This is a genomic window from Aliiglaciecola litoralis, assembly GCF_039523355.1.
Lineage (GTDB): Bacteria > Pseudomonadota > Gammaproteobacteria > Enterobacterales > Alteromonadaceae > Aliiglaciecola > Aliiglaciecola litoralis.
In genome coordinates, this window is sequence record NZ_BAAAFD010000009.1 from 115,557 (window position 1) to 136,065 (window position 20,509).

Here is a 20,509-nt window from a genome sequence, read left to right on the forward strand (position 1 = left end):
TATCTCGAAGTGCCGCCCTCACATATAGTCCGGCGACTTATTATTTTTTGAGGTGTCAAAAACAACAAAACCCGCTAATAAGCAGGTTTGAAGTTTGGTACCAGAGGCCGGACTTGAACCGGCACACCATTACTGGCGGCGGATTTTGAATCCGCTGCGTCTACCAATTCCGCCACTCTGGCAACGTACGTTTAATCATTGTGACTAAGCGTTTGGTATACTCGCTGTGCAACGAGTGGCAGGCATTATATCTTCGCCAATTCTGCATGCAAGCATTTTGTTGAATTTGCGGTACTATCTGCTGATATTTTAATCCACAGACGTAAACAAATTGCGCATAAAGCTCTAATTATTAAAGTCGTACACTTTGGGAAGGTAAAAATCTTCGCCCGCTTTATGCTTTTTCCCCATCATCTCGAAAAATGCCTTGATGGTAATTCCATGTACTTTCTGTACGTTAAGTCTTTGCTTCAAATCTTCTACGAAATCTTCGGTGATATTGTGTGCGTACTTAATTAACTCTAGATCGGCCTCATCACCCACATCGAAATAGGATTGAATAAAGGTATGGAGTTGCGCTAGTCGAAATAAACATTTCATTGATCCGGGGATCCAGCGTCTAAACTCCATTTCAGGATGATTTATGAATTCCCTGTCTACCTCACGATTGTTTAGCCAAGGAATACAGTGGATCTCGAATCCCCGATGGGTAAACACTTTATAGATAGATAACCTTGGGCTTTGCTCAAAGTTAAAAGTACCGAATTCGCCTTGCTGACACTTCAGCTTTTTGGGATTCCAATTTTGCTGATTCAGCACCAAATCTAGCGAGTTTTCAAAGCCATAGCGAAACATTCCCTCAGCCAAGCCTAACGATGTTGCGACTGCATGATAAAACGCAGGAACATTATTAAAGGTGATTTTTTGTTTTAGCCTATTAATTTCACGCAGCTTAATGTCTGCGTTATAGCTACTTGCCGTGTCATTTGTCATCTAATGTCGCGTTCACTCAAGTAAAAAAGAACAGATGAGCACAGTGTAAACAATTCTTAGCTAATATCACACACATACAGCTCTCCCCCACTACAGTTGGCGAGAAGCAATTTAGCTAATGCTCGACCCGAAAAGAATAACGGGTTGTTCGGTTATGACTTCGATTCTTGGTTTAAAACGAGTAGACTCTGTCAGAGTTATTTATGGGTCAATACAACCAATCACATCAGGAAATGTCCTGATTAAAACATCACCGATTAAGGGTCAATAATGAGTCGAGATGCGGAATCACTTCCCTCATTTCCAAGAGCTAGTTTTTTTCGTCGTTTAGCCGCAATGATATATGACATTCTTGTTGCTGTTGCTGTAGGTATGTGTGCTGGGCTTATTTTTTTAGTGGTGACACTGATCAGTTTTCAAAATGGCTGGATAGACCAACAAGGCTACGCGCATTTTATGGACTTCTTTCAACAATCCTTATTGTTTAATACCTTAGCGCAAGCATGGGTAGGGTTGTGGATAGTGGGGTTTTTCCTGTGGTTTTGGAAAAATGGTGGGCAAACTATTGGTATGCGAGCATGGCGACTAAGATTATTTAGCACCACGGACCAACCCATGAGTTATGGGCGTGCGCTATTAAGAATCGTCTGCTCGTTGGGTGGTTTAGGTACCTTGTTGGTGTTGTTCGACTTTAAAAATAAACAAGCATTGCAAGACAGGATTGCCAACACTGAAATGTTAGTGCTAAGCATAGATGCGAATCATCACAAGGCTTGGGAAAATATTTAGCAACGCCCAAGATAGATAGAAAGTAGAAAAGGACAATCACATGTCAGTATGGCTTGAACGCTATTTCAAGATCGCGGAAAAAGGCAGCAATGTCAAAACGGAGGTAGTCGCAGGTTTCACCACATTCGCTGCAATGTCTTACATTTTAGTGGTCAATCCAAACATATTAGCCGCCAGTGGCATGCCGGTTGAAGGCTTAATAACAGTCACCGCACTCGCCGCTTGTATTGGCACGCTTTTGATGGCGTTGATGACCAATTACCCCGTTGCAATGGCCCCCGGTATGGGCTTAAACGCGTTCTTTGCTTTCACCATCTGTATAACGCGTGAAGTTCCATGGGAAGCGGCCTTGGGGATCGTATTTTGGAACGGTATTTTGTTTGTTTTACTTACCATTACAGGCATTCGCAAAGGCATTGCACAAGCAATTCCCGCTGCATTGAAAATTGGAGTGCAATGCGGAATTGGCTTGTTTATCGCGTTTATTGGCCTTAAAAATGCCGGGTTGATTGTCGATAGTCCAGCCACATTAGTCACTTTAGGATCCTTAGCACAACCCACTGCGCTGCTCGCCTTGTTTGGAATTATCTTAACCATTGTATTGATAGCCAAAAACATTACTGGTGCGATCCTTATTTCGGTGGTCGTGCTCACGTGCATCGGCTTATTTGTACCCACAGGTGATGGCCATTTAACGGCTACGCCAGATGCGTTTTTTGGCTTACCAGAAAGAATCTCCGCTACGTTTATGGCAATGGATATTTGGTATCCGATAACCCATTTTGAACATACATGGGACCTGATTTTTGCACTGCTGTTCGTCAATATGTTCGATACCATAGGCACGCTTATTGGTGTCTCGCGCAAAGCGCATTTATTAGACAGTAACGGCGAACTGCCTAAAATGGGCAGTGCTATGACTGCCGACGCCACCGCCAGTGTAGCGGGTGCAGTGTTAGGTACCTCGCCTGTTACCTCTTATGTAGAATCGGCAGCAGGTGTGGCTGTGGGTGGTCGAACGGGGTTAACCGCAGTGGTAGTGGCAGGATGTTTTCTGTTAGCGTTGTTTTTAACCCCAATCATGAAAGTGATCCCGTTGATGGCAACCACCCCAGCACTGGTTTTGGTTGGCATTTTCATGATGGAATCAATCCGTCAGCTCGATTTTGATGATTTACCTTCGTTGGCTACAGCTACTATTGCATTGTTGGCAATGCCGCTAACCTTTAGTATCAGTGAGGGAATAGCACTTGGGTTTATCACTTATGTGGGGGTAAGTGTCGGGGTCGGAAAAGCTCGGCAGATATCACTACTCACTTATGCCATTGCTACCGTGTTTATGCTGCGTTATATCTTTGACTTAACCTAGCCTCAACATCAGTTAGCTTTGCCTAACGTCGCGAAGCGCCATCATTGACGCCGCAATAAGAAGCCAGCAATAACTGCAAAAACTGCGCTTGGCACTATTGCGCCTAAGAATGGTGGGATTTGGAACACCAAACTAAAAGTACCAAAGGTTTCGTTACTGATGAAAAATGCGAATCCTGCAAGCACGCCCATGATGACCCGAGCCCCCATAGTGACACTTCGCAAAGGACCAAACACGAAAGACAACGCCATTAGTAGCATTACGACTATCGAAAATGGCTGTAAAATCTTACGCCACAGCGCTAGATTGTATCGACCTGAATCTTGGCTGTTGTTGTCTAGATAATTAACATAATCATTGAGTCCTCGTATCGATAACGCTTCAGGTTTTACCGTTACTACGCCCAATTTATCTGGTGTTAATGTTGATTGCCAGCTACCCAAATCATTAGCTTGTGCACGAATTCGTTGCTCTCCAATAAAGGTATAGTTAACTTGACTGAGTTGCCATTTGTCATCCACAAACTCAGCGGTTTTAGCAGAAGTGATTTGCCGTAAATTCAACTCTGAGTCAAATTCATAGATGTTGATATTCAACAAATTGGTGCGGTTTACCACCTCACCAATGCTAACAAAGTTGTCTCCGTCTTTTGCCCACACCAGTTGGTCAGAAGAGAATAGGTTCCCGCCTGATATGGCTTGCGTGCGAATTTCCTTGGCTTTAGATTCTGTTATCGGTGCAACCCACTCGCCGATGGCCATCACAAACAGTACCATCAGAAATGCCGATTTCATCGCCGATACTGTAATATTCCAACGTGAAAGACCGGCTGCCTGCATCACGACTAATTCCGAATTACTCGCCAACATGCCCATGCCAATTAAGCCTCCTAGCAAGGTCGCCATTGGGAAGAATTGCTCTAACTCTCGAGGTAAGCTCAACAACACGTAAATTCCGGCAATGGTCATGTCATAATCGCCACGACCGACACTTTTCATCTGCTCAATGAATTTTATCAGGGCACTCAATCCGACCAGCACTGATAAACTAATTGCTGTTGTACCCAACAGTGTTCTGGCGATATAAAGATCTAATATACGAAACATCAACTTCCCCGCCCAAATGCTGCAAAGAGTCGCACGCCAAAGGACCGCCCTCGCACTATCAATGTCATACCAATCAACAGAATCACAGCATGTACCCACCACAAGCCTAGCTGTGGAGGTATTTTGCCGTCTTCAAGTACTTTGCGACCGGCCATCAATAACATGAAGTAACCTAGATAGAGTAAAAGTGCAGGAAACATTTTGCCAAATCGACCTTGGCGAGGATCGACTGAACTTAACGGCACAGCAATTAAGACCAAGAAAGGCAAAGACAGCGGGATAGCCAATCGCCACTGTAGTTCCGCGACCGCTTCTATACTGTTATCTTCGAGCAAATCGACTGTGGGTATCGCAGTCATTTTACGGCGTTTTTGTTCAGGTTGTTGTTCTGATATTTGTATCTGATATTGATCAAATTCCACTACCTGATAATCAATTTTTCCTCTTTCGCCTTCGTATTGAACACCCTTCTCAAGCACCAGCTGCTGCGAGCCTTTTGCATCTAATCTCACGGTGCCGGTTTTGGAATAGACTATGTGCACACCATCTTCATCTTCCTTGTCATGCTGCGCCAAAAAGACTTTATTTAAACTTGCATTATCAGAGTCAATGTCATGCACAAAGATAACCGCTTTTTGATTCGCCGTTTCTTGAAAACGACCCGCAATCAGCGCGGTTAACCCACTTTCTGCACCGGCTTTCTCTTGAAGTTGGTACTCATTTTCTACTGACAAAGGCGCCAACCACAAGGTCAATATAGCAGTGAAAACCGCCATAAACCCTGACAGAGCCAGCATTACTCGGGTGATGTACCACTCACTGATACCACAGGCCCGCATGACAGTCATTTCACTGTCTACGTATAACCGACCATGAGCCAACATGATCCCAAGAAACAAGCTTAACGGTAAAATCAATGATGCAAGATAGGGCATGCTAAGGGCCAGAAAGCCCAACACTAAACTGGCAGGGATTTCACCTTCAGAGGCATCGGCCAATACCCGTACGAAATTACGCGTCAGGAAAATAGCCATTATCACCATAAAGACAGCGAGTTGCGACTTGATGGTTTCTTTAAGTAAATAGCGAAATATCAGCACTGAGTGTCCAAAGGAAAAGTCGCATTTATAGTGGCATGATGCGAAATTTTAAGTAAACTTAACGTTTTGACAAGTTTAATACCTGTTCCCTCAAAGATCTAGTGGGTCCTAGCCCTAATAGAATGCCTTTTTTGGCATCTTGGCTGACCTGTCTTTGAGGATTTGGTTCAATATAACATGGCTTAGACCGTTACGAATTCTAGTGGACGAATTTATTTTCTGAGATCCTGATGAAAACGAACGTAAATATTGCCATGATCTAACTAACCTAAAATGTTGTGCGCCTAACTTAGGCGCAGGCATCTAACGATTCAATATGAACGAGGAATCACCATGGAATTTAGCGTAAAAAGTGGTAGCCCTGAAAAGCAACGCAGTGCTTGTATCGTCGTCGGTGTTTTTGAACCCCGCCGTTTGACTTCAGTCGCTGAACAGTTAGACGAAATCAGTGAAGGCTACATCAGTAATTTATTGCGCCGCGGTGACTTAGAAGGTAAAGCTGGCCAGATGTTGTTACTTCATCATGTGCCCAATATTTTGAGCGAGCGTGTACTACTAGTTGGTTGCGGAAAAGAACGTGAACTAGATGAGCGCCAATATAAGCAAATTATTGCGAAGACGATTAAAACACTGAACGAAACAGGCTCAATGGAAGCCGTGTGTTTTCTCAGTGAACTGCATGTCAAAGGCCGCGATGTCTATTGGAAAGTGCGTCAAGCCGTTGAAACCACACAAGACACGCTCTATACCTTTTTGCAACTTAAAACCAAAAAAGGTGAGCCAAGACGACCATTGCGCAAAATTGTTTTCAATGTCCCCACTCGTCGTGAATTGCCCATTGGCGAACGCGCTGTGGAGCATGGTTTAGCAATTGCCGCGGGGATGAAAACCACGAAAGATGTGGCCAACATGCCGCCTAATATTTGTAATCCGCAATATTTGCTTGATCAGGCGAAGCTGCTTGAAGGTGAATTTAGTAGTTTAACGGTCGAATCTGTTAACGAAGCGCAAATGGCTGAATTACAAATGAACTCCTATCTTGCCGTGGGCCGAGGTTCGGTAAATGAGTCGATCATGACCATTTTACACCATAAAGGCGCCAGTGATGAGCAAGCCCCCGTCGTCTTGGTAGGTAAAGGACTGACATTTGACTCTGGCGGTATCTCAATTAAGCCTGGTGAAGGCATGGACGAGATGAAATACGACATGGGCGGAGCTGCTGGCGTATTGGGTACTATGCATGCAATTGCAGCGTTAAACTTGCCGTTAAATGTGATTGGCGTACTGGCCGGTTGTGAAAACATGCCTGATGCCAATGCCTATCGCCCCGGTGATATATTAACCACTATGTCCGGTCAAACAGTAGAAGTACTCAATACTGATGCCGAAGGTCGATTGGTATTGTGTGATGCTCTGACGTACGTCGAACGCTTTGATCCTGAGTTAGTCGTCGATGTCGCGACCCTAACTGGTGCTTGTATTATAGCGCTGGGCGCTCACGCCACTGCGGTATTGAGTAATCATAATCCGCTTGCGCATGAACTACTTAATGCCTCAGAGCAAAGTGGTGATAAAGCATGGCGCTTGCCGTTGTGGGATGAGTATCAATCACAATTGGAAAGCCCTTTTGCGGACATGACTAACCTAGGCGGACGCCCTGCCGGTACCATTACCGCTGCGTGCTTCTTGTCACGATTTACTAAAAAGTATAACTGGGCACATATGGACATTGCCGGTACGGCTTGGCGAAGTGGTAAAGATAAAGGCGCAACAGGCAGACCTGTTCCGATGTTGTCACAGTTTTTGATGAATCGAGCCGGTTTGGAAACTGAAGATTAATGACTGACGTCACCTTTTACTTGCTTGATAAAGCTGACGAGGCGCAACCAGCACATTGGTTGCTTGCCTGTCAGCTGGCCGCTCGGTGCTATCGCAAGCGCCAAAAGTGCATTGTTATGTGCTCCGACAAAGCCAGTGCCGAAGCCTTTGACGAGCTGTTGTGGCAACAACCGCTTGATAGCTTTGTGCCGCATAACTTGACCGGTGAAGGTCCCAAAGGCGGCGCACCAGTTGAAATCAGTTGGCAAAGCGCAGAAACCGCACAACGTCCTACGGTGATTAACCTAGCCGACGCACTACCGGAACGCCTCCAGAGTTACCGACAAATATTTGATTTCGTGCCCGCTGAAGAGTCAGCGAAACAACGAGCACGAGATAGATACAAACACTATCGCGCAGCAGGAATGACTATGCATACCTTGCCCGCTAGCAGCATTGATGAGAAAACTGATGGATAAAACATTTAGTCCACACAATATCGAAAATAAACTTTACCAACATTGGGAAAAGCAGGGCTATTTCAAAGCCAGTGGTCATGGCGACCCATACTGTATTTTACTTCCTCCCCCTAATGTCACTGGTAATCTCCACATGGGACATGCGTTTCAACATACCATCATGGACGCATTGACTCGCTATCGTCGAATGAAAGGCGACAACACACTATGGCAATGTGGTACAGACCATGCGGGCATCGCCACACAAATGGTGGTTGAACGACAGCTTAATGCCGAAGGTAAAAACCGTCATGATTTAGGTCGAGATGCTTTTGTTGAGCGCATTTGGGATTGGAAAAAAGAATCCGGTGGCAATATCACCCAACAAATGCGACGTCTAGGTACTTCACCTGATTGGGATCGCGAAGCCTTTACTATGGATCCTGAGCTTTCCGAAGCAGTACAAGAAGTTTTCGTAAAACTGCATGAAGAAGGACTGATCTACCGTGGCAAGCGCTTAGTTAACTGGGATCCCGTGTTACACACTGCCGTGTCTGACCTAGAGGTGCTAAATGAAGAAGAAGACGGCTTCATGTGGCACATGCGTTACCCGTTAGCCGACGGCAGTGGTGAGCTTATCGTTGCTACGACCCGTCCTGAAACCATGCTTGGCGATACCGCCGTTGCTGTTCATCCAGACGATGAACGCTATCAAAGCTATATTGGTCAGCAAATTAAATTACCGCTCACCGGCAGATTGATTACGATAGTCGCCGATGATTACGTCGATCCTGAGTTTGGCACAGGCTGTGTGAAAATCACCCCTGCGCACGACTTCAACGATTACGACATGGGTAAGCGTCATGATCTTGAAATGATCAATATCCTTACCGATGACGCAAAAATCAATGACAATGCACCTGAGCACTACCGTGGACTTGATCGCTTTGACGCCAGAAAACAGATTGTCGAAGACTTAGATAAAGCAGGTTTGCTGGTTAAAGTAGAAAACCACAAGTTAAAAGTGCCTAGAGGCGATCGCAGTGGCGCAGTAATCGAACCTTACCTTACCGACCAATGGTATGTGGCGGTTGAGTCATTGGCAAAGCCAGCCATCGAAGCAGTAGAAAGCGGCGAAATTAAGTTCGTTCCAGAGAACTGGAACAAAACCTATTACCAATGGATGTACAACATTCAAGACTGGTGTATTTCTCGCCAGCTATGGTGGGGACATCGCATCCCAGCATGGTATGACGATCAGCAGAATATTTATGTGGGTCGCAGTGAAGCTGAAGTGCGTGAAAAACACAATTTGGCTGACGACTTAGTACTTCGCCAAGACGAAGATGTGCTCGACACTTGGTTCTCCTCTGCACTATGGCCTTTCGCCACTATGGGTTGGCCGAACGAAACCCCAGAGCTTGAAACCTTTGTGCCCAGTTCGGTATTGGTGACTGGCTTTGACATTATTTTCTTCTGGGTAGCTAGAATGATCATGATGACCAAGAAGTTCACCGGCAAGATCCCATTCAAAGAGATTTACATCACCGGGCTTATTCGTGATGAGCAAGGTAATAAAATGTCTAAGTCAAAGGGTAACGTACTTGATCCTATTGATTTGATTGACGGCATCAGCCTAGAAGCCTTAGTGGAAAAACGTACCGCTGGTATGATGCAGCCACAAAAAGCCGCCGCCATAGCTAAACGCACCCAAAAACAATTCCCTGAAGGCATTAATGCTTATGGTACCGATGCATTGCGGTTTACCTTTGTAGCAATGGCTTCCACCAGCCGTGATATCAACTTTGATATGGGTCGGGTTGAAGGCTATCGTAACTTTTGCAATAAGCTGTGGAATGCCTCGCGATTCGTATTGATGAATACCGAAGAGCAAGACAATGGTGCCACTGGCGGAGAGTTAGAGCTGAGTTTGGCCGATAAATGGATCTGGGCTAAGTTTCAAAAAGCCTTAGCCGAATATGAAGTCGCGGTACGTGACTATCGCTTTGATATTGCCGCCCAAACTCTATATGAGTTTACTTGGAATCAATTCTGCGACTGGTATTTAGAACTTTCTAAACCGGTATTGAACTCAGACACTAGCACCGAGCAACAAAAGCGCGGGACTCGCCATACATTGATAAACGTATTAGAAAGTTTGCTGCGCTTAATGCATCCCTTCATGCCATTTATCACCGATGAGATTTGGCAAAAAGTGGGCCCCATGTGTGGTCTAGAAGGTGACTGCATCATGAGTCAACCCTTCCCAATGCAAGACGCTAAATATCAAGACGAAGAAGCATTGGCTGACATCGAATGGGTTAAGCAGTTTATCGTCGGGATCCGCAACATACGTGGTGAGATGGATATTTCACCGAATAAACCACTGTCGGTGTTATTGAAGAATGTCGGTGAGCACGATCAAAATCGCTTGAATAAGAGTCAAAGCTTCCTGGCAAAAATGGCTAAGTTAGAGTCGATTACTCAGTTGCAGGCAACCGATGACGCACCCGCCTCGGCTACCGCTTTAGTAGGAGAAATGGAAATCTTGATCCCGATGGCCGGATTGATTGATAAAGATGCCGAGCTATCTCGAATAGCCAAGGCATTGGATAAAATCGACAAAGATTACGCGCGAACCAAAGGCAAACTTAGCAATGAAAAATTTGTGAGTAACGCCCCTGCCGCCGTTATTGATAAGGAAAAAGCCAAGCTAGAAGATTTCCAGATGCAAATGGACAAGTTGCAAGCGCAACGACAAACCATAGAAGCACTCTAGATCAATTTACTGGCTCAATATAAACCCCGGCAATCGCTGGGGTTTATTTTTTTAAAAGAACAAACACGACCTTTTTACAATTTTCATGTTAAAAATTAGGCAAGAAATACTACCTGCTGATAGACTTCATTGTCTGTTATTGGCAATATTAATTCTATGACCAGCTATAAGTTAACTTTTTCACGCCTTACTATTTTGATTTCTTTAGTGTGGTCGCTGCCCTGCTTCGCACTAGAGTCGGAACTAACCATATTATTTGCGGCAGATATGCCGGTGATTGGCCAACATGATCAGGGAAGTTACGCAAGCCTAGCCACTGAGGTAAAGCTCACTCGTAGTACTCATCCCAATACGCTGTTTTTGTTTGGCGGCAATAGCATAGGGCCCAGCCCAATGTCGGCGTTTGACAGTGGCTCGCATATTATCGATCTTCTAAATGGCCTGGGCCCCGAAGCCATGGGCGTCACCAAACGCGAATATAGTTACTATGAAGAGCAACTGTCGTTGCGCGCCTTCGAAGCGGCTTTTCCATTAATCGCCACTAACGTATTTGACCCCTTACAAGACACTATGCAAGATGGTTTAGTGAAATCGTTATTGATAAAAAAAGGCGAATTTACTATTGGAGTAATGGCGGTTGTCGATCCCAACGCTAAACAACAATACCTATTGAAGCGCGTCATAGTACAAAATATTGAAAACAGTATTCGCGAACAGAGCAAACGACTGCGAGACAATGGTGCAGATTTTTTAATTGTGATGCATGGCTCACTATTTCCAGAGGTTGATGATCTACTACAACAAGGTGTGATTGATTTAACGCTAGTCAAAGACCCATTTGCGCCCCATATCGCACTATCCGAATCTTCAGAAATTCCCAATAAAGTGCTGATCAGCGGTGCAGGTGATATTGCCATTGTAGAGGTTTCTAGAAATGTCCAAGGTCACAACGTGATTGATTGGCAGAAAAAGACATTAGCAGATGTGAGTTTAGATCCTGAGACCCATGCCAGTGAAGCCGATTATGTACGTCGGTTAGATAGATTGATGCAACTCCCGATAAGCATTATCAAAACGCCCTTCAATACTTTCCGTCAGCAGGTTAGAACCAGTGAAAATGAATTTGCTAATTTGATTACCGATGCTATGCGTGAATTTACAGGAGCTGACGTAGCAATCTTTAACAGTGGAGGAATACGTGGCGATCGACAATATGTTGCCAATCAAGTATTCACCCGCAAAGACTTAATTGAAGAACTGCCTTTTAGAACTCGTACTGCGATGCTTGAAGTCAGTGGAGCTGATATCATCAAAACACTTGAAGATAGTCTGTCTGATTATCCGTTGCTTCGAGGAAAATTCCCACATGTGAGTAACATGAAAGTTATTTTTGATGGAAGTCGTCCTGAGGGTAGTCGCTTAGTGGAAGTTCATATAGGTAAAAAGCCAATACAAATGGACAAATCTTACACCGTTGTCACCACCGACTATCTTTATAATGGCGGTGATGGATACCGTTATTTTAATAAATCTCGCTTAATACCCAGTAAATATGACAGCAATATTATGGTCTCAGATATAGTGTTAAGTGCCATTGTAAAATCGAAAAACATGTCACTAAGCAAGCAAGGACGAATCGTCAATATTCAAACATCAACGGAAGGCTTAAACTAGAATGACACGGAACTTTGTAACGAAGCGCAAGAGACTATCTCTTCGCAACGTGTTTACTGTCGCTTTTTCAATTCTCTTTATCGTGTTTCTGACGATTACCAGTTTTAGCTATTTACAGTTAATAAGCCTTAAAAAAGCCCTAGACCTAACCGTAAAAGAAGCTATCCCGACCATTATCACCTACGACAAGATAGCGACTAACAGTGTTCGACTTGCGCTTTTTAGTGAGCAACTATCAGCTGCGACCAATCCACCTGCTTTAAGGATTGCTAAGGAAAAAGTGCTACAAGGTAGTATAGAAGTCGCGGAACTGCTCACCGAGGTCAAAACTGATTCAGTGACATTACGTGAATTCGATGCGATTCAATACGAGTTACAAGAATTAACTGCTTTAGTGCAGCAAAAACTGAACAATTTGGATACTCTGCACAATACCGAACGTGACTTATACGAATTATTTGAAGAAGCACGAAAACTAAACCAACAATCAGCACGAACTCATGTTTCAGCTTGGTTTGACGAATTCTCACAGCTCACAGTGCAAGCTGGCAACGTATTAAGTTATGACAAACTTTATCAAATTCGAAAGAGTAACGCTGACATCCTCGATACGTTAAAATCTATTAACGCCCTATCAATGAAAATGCCTGTTCAGTTAGCACAACAAGCCCAAGCACTTAATTCACAGCTAGAACAATTGGTATTGGGAAACAAAGGGCTGATTTCGCTGAAAATATTGCAACTTCGTATGGAAGGACGAACAACTGGACGAGGACATTTTACCGAAAAGTTAGTCTCCGACTTTGCTAGGTCAATCAATTTTAAAAGCGCCACTGTAAACGAACAAATATTGTTGGAGGCGGCCCAAGAACAAGCTCGTATCGCGAATCAATTACAACTGCTTGGCATTTGTTTTATCGTTTCAATATGTCTATTTGCGCTAATTACATGGGTTCTAAGACGACGTGTAATAAGAAGACTATTACTGCTAAATCAAAAAGTATCAGGTGTTAAAAGCCTTAATACCGAGATGAGTAACATGCGTGTTGAAGACGAAATCACCGACATAGCAAGCACCTTTGATACGTTTTTTGATACAATTGAGCAACAAAAGAAAGAGCTTTCCGACTTAGCTATGCAAGATGGATTGACCTCAATCGCAAATCGTCGAGCATTCGATATAGAACTAGTCCGCAGCTTTAATTTAGCGAGTCGACATAATTTAGCTTTAAGTGTACTGCTATTGGACGTCGACTTTTTTAAAGCATACAACGATAACCTTGGTCATACTAAAGGCGATGAAGCCTTGGTCAAAATCGCTGGTGTATTGAAAAATACGATTCGCAGAGAGATTGATTTTATTGGACGATATGGCGGAGAGGAATTTGTGTGCATATTACCTGGATGCGATCTTATGGGTGCGCGCACTGTGGCAGAAAATCTAAGAAAAGCAGTCGCCAACCTTAGAATCCCGCATAAATTCAATCAAATAGGTGACCACGTGACTATCAGTATTGGTGGCGCAAATTTAGACAATTTTGAACAACGTATTGTCACGCCAGATGCGTTACTCGAAGCTGCAGACAAAGCGTTATACGCAGCCAAAAACCGTGGCAGAAACCAAGTTAATATCGTCAAATTCGAGTAACGTCAATCATCGCAATTTAACAATACAAAAAAGGGGAGCTAAGGCTCCCCGAAAATCTTATCTTTAGCTGATACTTATCTGCAAACTAAGTCACGTTATACGCGTGATTTGAAATTTACCTTGCGTAACAACATCGGCACTAACAACAAGATAAGAAATCCAAAACTACCACCGTGCTCAGTGACTATTACCACTGTCTCTTGCTCTTCATAGCTCATACTTTCGAGGGTCAGTAAGGTCAAGTCGACATCATCGAATCCATCGAAAACCGCCACTAACTGATCATCCAATCCATCATACAATTCGATGAGTAGTTCGTAGTCCCCCGGAGGAAAACCACTTAAAAGTTCGCTTTTAACAATCAAGCTATCGTCGCTAGACTGGCCATTTATCCAGAACAATGAGGTGGTGTGATATTCTTCAAAGACCTCACCTCGGGCCAAATAAAGCCGCGCATAAACCTCTGCTTCGACATAAACGGTGTCGGCATCAAACTCCAGGGTGAAAGTAGAATAGTAGCCATCATAATCGTAATCGGTATTGAGACTGACACTAGCATCATAGATCCAGAAGTCAGGATCATTAGGAGTTATGCGTTGATCTGCAGAGAACGGCTTTGATAATGGTGTAGCCTGTTGTTTGGCTTGGTGTAATTCAAGCTTGCTCGCGCCACTGGCGCCACTATTTTCAAGACTTTGTTTGCGCTTTTCTCCCACTCCCCCCTTTTTATTGACTACCGCTAATGTGTTTCCAGCTTGAGACTCTGTCGAGGTCACACTGATTCTAGACAATGTTTCACTGTTAGCGGCTTGGACTAGAAAACCAAACTGTGTAGCAATAAGAAAAAATAAACCAAATTTTGTCAAGTGAGCCATGCGGCCTCCAAATAATCTTCCTGTATATTTAGGATTGATTTTGGACTGACTAAGATGAATAAAAGCTGAAGGAAGTCTTAACTAAACGGTGGCAGGACGTTAACCTTGTTAGCGGAGAGCTCGCAAACCCTCTGACGTAGCAGAATACAAACAGGTGTTAAAGAGATCCTCGATCAAGAGCGCCTCGAGGATGACGGTAAAATGTGCCATCCCCGCATGCCCCCTCCGTCATCCGCCCCTTCTTTGTACATTGAACTCATTAGCCACTATTTTAGCGTTTTGTCGAGGAAGGTGCGTACAGCCTCCATATACATGGATTCGTTGGCTGACATGGTTGCGTGGCCGGCGTCTGGCACAATAACGGTTGTCGCATCTTTGATCATATCGGCATAGCGTCGGCATGTGCGTGGGCGCGCCTCATCAAATTCTCCACAGATAACTAAACTAGGCACATTGATGTCCTTAAGCTGGTCGGTAATATCATAATCTTTTAATGTACCGTAACCGTTAAAGTCGGTAACCCCCCACATGGTTTCATACATCTCATCATTGCCGGACGGGCCATCATCGCGATATGACGTAGTATTACATGGATCAGTGCGACACATATGACGGGAGTAAAACAGTTCAACTGCAGCCCTAAATTCTGGGTCTTCCAAAGAGCCTGCAAAGTTGTTCTTTTTTAACGTCGCCTGTGCTTCTTTCGGCAGTTCATCCACCCACTCCTGATTATCCTTGTTCCACTGCTGCGTTGATATAAGAGGACTGGAAAGAATTGCTGCCTTGAGACCTTGGGGATTGCGCGACGCATATTCAGCCGACAATGAGCCACCCCAGCTATGCCCAGCGATAATAACTTCGTCAAGATCAAGAGCCTGACGAATATGATCGATCTCATCAACGAAGCGTTTTACATTCCAATTTTTTTGATCACCAGGACGCTCTGAATTGCCGCTCCCAAGCTGATCATAAAGTATCACTGGGTAGGTATCTGACAGAGCCACATAGGGCATATTGCCTCGATGAGTGCCGCCTGGGCCGCCGTGCATCATGATAATGGCGGGCGTTTTACCCACATGCTTTAAGCCGTTTATCCGATACCAAATTCGTCCACCATCAACGGCAATATAACCTGCCTGCTCAGGATCTTGATGTGCATGAACGTTCGCTTGAAATGCCAGTAACGCAAGTGCAGCTAGCGCTGAGAAGACTATTTTATTCATAATTAATTTCAAATTTAAAGTTTGCTTATACGCCAGATTATAGAGTCCAGCATCAATTTGCCAAAAAATATTAAGAATCTAATTAAACAAAAACTAACTCGGCCCTTTTCACTTTAAGGCTGAATAACCTGATTGCTATATTGGTAAGCGTTAAATTCTGATAAAGTCGCAACGTTCTAGTGGAAATGACCTAGAGCGCTCAATTCACTTTCTCAAAACGTTTCGACAGAGTGTTTTTTGAAATGTTTAACATTTCTCCCACAATGGAAACACTATGACCAAGCTTAGTGACTCTTTGCAAACACACACGCCTTGCGTGTCTAACTTTCCTAATGATATTGCATTACCCACGGATCCTATTACTTGGGCACTGGATATGTTTGCGGCCAATCTCAGTGATGCCGATATGCAGTACCGAGATCCCACATCAGGTGGAGCTGAGTCTCCACTTTTGTATTTCAACCAAGCAGACATCAACAGCTTTGAAAAATTCAGACAACGTATCCATAGCGCACAACCTGTGCATGGAAGTCTGCCGCTGATCGACTTTTGTGCCGGTGATGGAACCGTGCGTAACAACGCCGACTGGGCTTGGCAAATTTACAACGCGCACTTTGGTGAGGGTTTAACACAGCGTCATCCAATGGGTAGTTATGTGCGCTCAACTATGTGGATGAGTTGTGGTGAACACCGTTACGATGCCCATTGCGATCCCTTTGATGGCTACTTGTTGCATATGTCGGGTCACAAACGTGTTCGGGTGTGGCCGTTGCCGAAAAAATATCGTCAAGAAGTGGTGTTCAATCACGCTGATTTTGAAGGAAGAATGGCAACTAAGCCGATTGACTTTGATATGGCACCTGGACAAATCTTGTTTATACCGTCTGGGGCCATGCATGAGGTTATCTCGCCAGGCAAGACACCTTCTGTATCTGTGAGCTTCCACATGGGGTCGCCTTTTCCTATGCAAACCTTGTGCATGCAATTAAATAAATTACTGCAAGGGGGCAGCGTCTCGTTGCCTGGCAATATGAAATCTATCAACAAATTCGACATGTATTTCTTTGAACCCAGCCGTTTCAACAACACAAAGGGTGATTTGGGACATGGCATGCCAAAAGAACTCTATAATGCCATTTTAGCGGTTTTAATTTCGAGCAATGTTTCTGCGCAAACTATGCATGAATTGCTATCAACATGGTGGCAAATTGGTAAAAGCCATCCACTGTATCGAGGCCCCTATCCTGAACGAAGTCAGGAATTTAACTAACCTGAGTCAGCTCGCCCCAATTTAATGCCGTATCTACGCTCTGAGCTAGAAACGGCAACAGATAAGTGCCTAGTCGTGTTACTTTAGAGCTATACTGTGACTTACCCTTACGTTTTGTCATTTATCCTTGGTACCTGACCGAGCGCCCAATCAATGAGGCTGCCAAATGACGACACTTCGTTTAAGTTACCAAACCATAGAGTTTGGCGCGACTGACATCCATCTTTGTACTTTGCGAGATAAGCAGGAATATCAAGATCCTGACTCAGTGGCTAAACGATTAGGAATTTGCTCCGCAAGTTGGCCTCTTTTTGGTGTCATTTGGCCTTCAAGTATCGTGCTCGCACATTTCATGTTTGAATATCCAACTGGCGCTAAACGAATATTAGAAGTTGGTTGTGGTATGGCGCTGTCCAGCTTGCTATTGAGTAAACTGTCAGTAGACATTACCGCTACCGATTACCACCCCGAAGTAGAAACATTTTTACAACGAAATGCGCTACTCAACGGCGGCAAGGAAATTGCGTTTGAGCAAACCGATTGGGCTAATAATACCGATACCTTAGGTCTTTTTGATGTGATAATTGGCAGTGATTTGCTGTATGAAGACCAACATATCGAGTTACTTGCAGGCTTTATAGAAAATCATGCGAAGCCGGCATGTGAAGTTATTATTGTCGATCCGGGAAGGGGTAGAAAAAATAAATTAACCAATCGCATGGTCGAATTTGGCTTTGCAGGGACACATCACAAACCAATTCATACTGATTATTTAAAGCAGCGCTTTAAAGGCCATATTCTCATCTTTACAAGGCAATATAAAGCGTAGAGCTCTGCTCGTTGCAGCAAACATGTTAGCAACGAGCAAAACGAATACAGACAAACTCGATGACGATCTATTCAATAAAGTAAGTACCCCAACCGTCATAATGAATTTTATGTTTGTTGGCAATTTGCACCAACGCATCGGTATCTTTGTTTATTAAATCCGGATCTAACATACGTTCAACCACGGCATCGAAACAAAAAACCGTACCGCCATCGTCCAACATTAATTCTTCAGCGTCCCCCACTTCGAAGCCTGCTTTAAATGCGTCTACTGCGGCCTTTTCCAAAATGTCAAAATCGGCATGGGCAAAATGATATTCGATGGTATGCGGGGCATCAGCATTACTGCCATCTGCAATCAGTGCCTCAATTGTCTCTTGATTAAACTCATACCATTCTTGTTTTTCTTGTTCATCTATCATATCGGGCCCCACAAAATGTGATTATTAACTGTTGGTCAATTTAAGAAAGTTTTTCGATTTGCGCAACTTCTGCGTCTAGCTCTTCGATTCGCTGTTGCATTTTAATTCGGATCTCATCTGCCCAATGTTTAGCATCTTTGCTGGTATCAAGCGTAATAGGCTCACTTAAATCAATCAGTAAAGTACCATTATCCCAGCGGTTGATTTTTATCTTGTTATGCAAATTACTGGTACAGACCATTACCACAGGTTCACTTACTGCCTGAGCAATACGAAAGGCGCCGGTTTTGAATTTCAATAGACCACGGCCACGACTTCGAGTCCCTTCTGCAAAGAAAAATACCGATAAGCGTCTTTGGTTAATTTTATCCACTGTTTGCTTCAACGTATCGTGAGCGCGCCCTTTGTTTTTCCTATCAATAAGGATGTTACCCGATAACCAATAAAGCCAACCAAACACCGGTATCCAAACCAAACTTTTTTTACCGACAGTCACTACCCCTTTCATCGCGGCACGACATACGGTTATCAAGTCATAACTATTTTGATGGTTTGCTACAAACACGTAGGGACCACCGCTTTTGACGCTCTCAGGCACCCGAACAATCACGTTCAACCCCAGCATCTTCGACATAAAGCCGTACACAATTCCGATGGTGTAGACGTTATTGCGATGAAATGGTCTCACCAGACATAATAAAATGAGCAAAGCATTTGCTAGGATAAAATATATAAAGATTAAAATAACCCGAATTATGGCTAACACGTGTACCCTCAAGTAAAAAATGGGCGCTGAGTATACAATGTTTCTTGCTAATGCCAAATGTTAACCTAAGCTAGTCAGATCAGTGTGTTTTTCGATTCGGATTATCAAGCCTATATTCAACACCTACTGGTTACGATTTTATCCACAAAAGTATTTTGTTTTTATGAAGATAGGTTAATTTTGGTCGATAAACACTAATGACACAAATATTAAGCAGCAAGCCGAGGTAATTCTTTCAGATGCAAACATTTACGCCTGAAGATCTTGATGACGATATCCTTAATGACTTACTTGAGGAGATAAACGAGCTCTATGAAGCCAGCGAACAGACACTCATTGAGCTTGAATTACGCCCAGAAGATAATGAGCTACAACGTTCGCTGTTTCGTTCTGTACACACCATAAAAGGTGACTTAGGCTTAGTCAATTTCACGCCTATGATGCCACTTCTACAACACGTGGAAGATTTGCTCGATTACCTTCGTAAAGGCCAGATCAAATACACCAGCACCATGAGCGATTTGGTCTTATTGACCATGGATCGAGTCAAAATATTTGTCGAAAGCTGTTTCAAAAATGGATCAGCGGAATACGATCCTGAACTGTTTAAATTGCTGGTTAATCATGTATCAAAAATCAATACTGACAATGGCGAAATACACGAGAAGCTGCTTGCTGATGCGGTGTTGTTATTGGACCCTAGCCTTGATTTAGGGGATACCAGCGCCGAAAAGGATGCCGCAGGAGAGTCCACTCCTTCTCGTTCAATTACCCTAGCCAACACCGGTATCCCCAAAGGCTTGAGCAATGAAAAACAAATGGATATTTTGTTTTTCCGAGAATTGATGAAACCGATTGAAAAGCGCTCTATGTATTGGGAAGGACGTGGTGATCGCATAGCTAAACTTGCGTTTTATATAAATAACGTTGCTGGAAACCCGATTGCGGCAGATCAACTTGCTGTTGCCTGTTATGTACATGATTTTGGTATGGCATTTATGCCGCTGAAAATATTACACAAAAGAAACACCCTAGACGAAAATGAGTTTAATTTGATGCGCTCTCATGTGTACAAAAGCTCTCGATTGTTAGAGCACTTAGATCAGTGGAATGGTGCCAGAAAAATGGTCATGCAACATCATGAACGCATCGACGGAACCGGTTACCCTCTTGGGGTGAAAGGAGATGATATTTGCGATGGTGCAAAACTGTTGGCAATACTTGATAGTTTTGATGCCTTAACCCATTTTCGAGCTCACACAGGTAATGTTAAGCAGCCCAAAAAGAAAGCAGTGGTTGAAATTAATAGAACACCTGAAGGACAATACTGTAAAACTTGGATGGGACATTTCAATCGAGGAATGGCGGCCTTACTGACCAAATAGCCTTTA

Annotated in this window: 17 protein-coding genes and 1 tRNA gene; 10 read left to right on the top strand and 8 right to left on the bottom strand. The window is 43.8% G+C overall.

What is annotated here, in order from left to right:
• Positions 1–95 precede the first annotated feature (95 nt).
• Positions 96–182, bottom strand: a tRNA-Leu gene (locus ABD036_RS14725).
• 163 nt (positions 183–345) lie between these two features.
• Entirely contained in the window at positions 346–993 is a 648-nt protein-coding gene (locus ABD036_RS14730; RefSeq protein ID WP_343861241.1) for a hypothetical protein, read from the bottom strand.
• 270 nt (positions 994–1,263) lie between these two features.
• Here ABD036_RS14730 and ABD036_RS14735 point away from each other — a divergent pair, with 270 nt between their 5' ends.
• On the top strand, positions 1,264–1,782 hold the full coding sequence (locus ABD036_RS14735; RefSeq protein WP_343861243.1) for an RDD family protein: 519 nt from the start codon (positions 1,264–1,266) through the stop codon (positions 1,780–1,782).
• Positions 1,783–1,822: 40 nt separating this feature from the next.
• A complete protein-coding gene (locus ABD036_RS14740) occupies positions 1,823–3,151 on the top strand; it encodes an NCS2 family permease (protein WP_343861244.1) in 1,329 nt (442 codons plus the stop codon).
• A 41-nt stretch (positions 3,152–3,192) separates the two neighbouring features.
• Here ABD036_RS14740 and lptG read toward each other — a convergent pair whose 3' ends face one another.
• Together lptG and lptF are read right to left on the bottom strand one after the other, a co-directional pair.
• Positions 3,193–4,257, bottom strand: a complete 1,065-nt coding sequence (gene lptG / locus ABD036_RS14745; protein ID WP_343861246.1) for an LPS export ABC transporter permease LptG — start codon at positions 4,255–4,257, stop codon at positions 3,193–3,195.
• The gene (gene lptF / locus ABD036_RS14750; protein WP_343861248.1) at positions 4,257–5,357 is read right to left on the bottom strand and encodes an LPS export ABC transporter permease LptF; all 1,101 of its coding nucleotides are present in this window, start codon (positions 5,355–5,357) and stop codon (positions 4,257–4,259) included. The genes lptG and lptF overlap by 1 nt, the downstream gene beginning before the upstream one ends.
• A 333-nt stretch (positions 5,358–5,690) precedes the next feature.
• Here lptF and pepA point away from each other — a divergent pair, with 333 nt between their 5' ends.
• From pepA to ABD036_RS14775, 5 genes are all read left to right on the top strand, one after another.
• Positions 5,691–7,196, top strand: a complete 1,506-nt coding sequence (pepA, locus tag ABD036_RS14755) for a leucyl aminopeptidase (protein ID WP_343861250.1) — start codon at positions 5,691–5,693, stop codon at positions 7,194–7,196.
• Complete coding sequence (locus ABD036_RS14760; RefSeq protein ID WP_343861252.1) at positions 7,196–7,654, top strand: DNA polymerase III subunit chi; 459 nt, start codon at positions 7,196–7,198, stop codon at positions 7,652–7,654. The genes pepA and ABD036_RS14760 overlap by 1 nt, the downstream gene beginning before the upstream one ends.
• Complete coding sequence (locus tag ABD036_RS14765) at positions 7,647–10,412, top strand: valine--tRNA ligase (RefSeq protein WP_343861414.1); 2,766 nt, start codon at positions 7,647–7,649, stop codon at positions 10,410–10,412. The genes ABD036_RS14760 and ABD036_RS14765 overlap by 8 nt, the downstream gene beginning before the upstream one ends.
• A 156-nt stretch (positions 10,413–10,568) precedes the next feature.
• On the top strand, positions 10,569–12,086 hold the full coding sequence (locus tag ABD036_RS14770) for a bifunctional metallophosphatase/5'-nucleotidase (RefSeq protein ID WP_343861254.1): 1,518 nt from the start codon (positions 10,569–10,571) through the stop codon (positions 12,084–12,086).
• A gap of 1 nt (position 12,087) precedes the next feature.
• Positions 12,088–13,734: a diguanylate cyclase gene (locus ABD036_RS14775; RefSeq protein ID WP_343861256.1), complete on the top strand. Its 1,647-nt coding sequence runs from the start codon at positions 12,088–12,090 to the stop codon at positions 13,732–13,734.
• A gap of 95 nt (positions 13,735–13,829) precedes the next feature.
• Here ABD036_RS14775 and ABD036_RS14780 read toward each other — a convergent pair whose 3' ends face one another.
• Together ABD036_RS14780 and ABD036_RS14785 are read right to left on the bottom strand one after the other, a co-directional pair.
• On the bottom strand, positions 13,830–14,609 hold the full coding sequence (locus tag ABD036_RS14780) for a choice-of-anchor H family protein (protein ID WP_343861258.1): 780 nt from the start codon (positions 14,607–14,609) through the stop codon (positions 13,830–13,832).
• A gap of 266 nt (positions 14,610–14,875) precedes the next feature.
• Complete coding sequence (locus tag ABD036_RS14785; RefSeq protein WP_343861260.1) at positions 14,876–15,832, bottom strand: proline iminopeptidase-family hydrolase; 957 nt, start codon at positions 15,830–15,832, stop codon at positions 14,876–14,878.
• 274 nt (positions 15,833–16,106) lie between these two features.
• Here ABD036_RS14785 and ABD036_RS14790 point away from each other — a divergent pair, with 274 nt between their 5' ends.
• Positions 16,107–17,102, top strand: coding sequence for a JmjC domain-containing protein (locus tag ABD036_RS14790; protein ID WP_343861262.1), 996 nt, complete (start codon positions 16,107–16,109; stop codon positions 17,100–17,102).
• Positions 17,103–17,268: 166 nt separating this feature from the next.
• Positions 17,269–17,931 (top strand): class I SAM-dependent methyltransferase, encoded by a 663-nt coding sequence (locus ABD036_RS14795; protein WP_343861264.1) that lies wholly within the window; start codon positions 17,269–17,271, stop codon positions 17,929–17,931.
• A gap of 67 nt (positions 17,932–17,998) precedes the next feature.
• On the opposite strand, the gene rraB is transcribed toward ABD036_RS14795, so the two are convergent.
• Both rraB and ABD036_RS14805 read right to left on the bottom strand, forming a co-directional pair.
• Positions 17,999–18,352 carry a ribonuclease E inhibitor RraB gene (rraB, locus tag ABD036_RS14800; protein ID WP_425542581.1) on the bottom strand — a complete coding sequence of 118 codons (354 nt, stop codon included), beginning with the start codon at positions 18,350–18,352 and terminating at the stop codon, positions 17,999–18,001.
• Positions 18,353–18,392: 40 nt separating this feature from the next.
• Positions 18,393–19,118 carry a 1-acylglycerol-3-phosphate O-acyltransferase gene (locus ABD036_RS14805; RefSeq protein ID WP_343861266.1) on the bottom strand — a complete coding sequence of 242 codons (726 nt, stop codon included), beginning with the start codon at positions 19,116–19,118 and terminating at the stop codon, positions 18,393–18,395.
• Positions 19,119–19,357: 239 nt separating this feature from the next.
• Here ABD036_RS14805 and ABD036_RS14810 point away from each other — a divergent pair, with 239 nt between their 5' ends.
• Positions 19,358–20,503 carry an HD domain-containing phosphohydrolase gene (locus ABD036_RS14810; RefSeq protein WP_343861268.1) on the top strand — a complete coding sequence of 382 codons (1,146 nt, stop codon included), beginning with the start codon at positions 19,358–19,360 and terminating at the stop codon, positions 20,501–20,503.
• Positions 20,504–20,509 lie beyond the last annotated feature (6 nt).

Coding starts and splice junctions, on each gene's coding strand:
- ABD036_RS14730 (WP_343861241.1), bottom strand. CDS start 993: ATGACAAATGACACGGCAAGTAGCTATAACGCAGACATTAAGCTGCGT.
- ABD036_RS14735 (WP_343861243.1), top strand. CDS start 1,264: ATGAGTCGAGATGCGGAATCACTTCCCTCATTTCCAAGAGCTAGTTTT.
- ABD036_RS14740 (WP_343861244.1), top strand. CDS start 1,823: ATGTCAGTATGGCTTGAACGCTATTTCAAGATCGCGGAAAAAGGCAGC.
- lptG (WP_343861246.1), bottom strand. CDS start 4,257: ATGTTTCGTATATTAGATCTTTATATCGCCAGAACACTGTTGGGTACA.
- pepA (WP_343861250.1), top strand. CDS start 5,691: ATGGAATTTAGCGTAAAAAGTGGTAGCCCTGAAAAGCAACGCAGTGCT.
- ABD036_RS14760 (WP_343861252.1), top strand. CDS start 7,196: ATGACTGACGTCACCTTTTACTTGCTTGATAAAGCTGACGAGGCGCAA.
- ABD036_RS14765 (WP_343861414.1), top strand. CDS start 7,647: ATGGATAAAACATTTAGTCCACACAATATCGAAAATAAACTTTACCAA.
- ABD036_RS14770 (WP_343861254.1), top strand. CDS start 10,569: ATGACCAGCTATAAGTTAACTTTTTCACGCCTTACTATTTTGATTTCT.
- ABD036_RS14775 (WP_343861256.1), top strand. CDS start 12,088: ATGACACGGAACTTTGTAACGAAGCGCAAGAGACTATCTCTTCGCAAC.
- ABD036_RS14780 (WP_343861258.1), bottom strand. CDS start 14,609: ATGGCTCACTTGACAAAATTTGGTTTATTTTTTCTTATTGCTACACAG.
- ABD036_RS14785 (WP_343861260.1), bottom strand. CDS start 15,832: ATGAATAAAATAGTCTTCTCAGCGCTAGCTGCACTTGCGTTACTGGCA.
- ABD036_RS14790 (WP_343861262.1), top strand. CDS start 16,107: ATGACCAAGCTTAGTGACTCTTTGCAAACACACACGCCTTGCGTGTCT.
- ABD036_RS14795 (WP_343861264.1), top strand. CDS start 17,269: ATGACGACACTTCGTTTAAGTTACCAAACCATAGAGTTTGGCGCGACT.
- rraB (WP_425542581.1), bottom strand. CDS start 18,352: ATGATAGATGAACAAGAAAAACAAGAATGGTATGAGTTTAATCAAGAG.
- ABD036_RS14810 (WP_343861268.1), top strand. CDS start 19,358: ATGCAAACATTTACGCCTGAAGATCTTGATGACGATATCCTTAATGAC.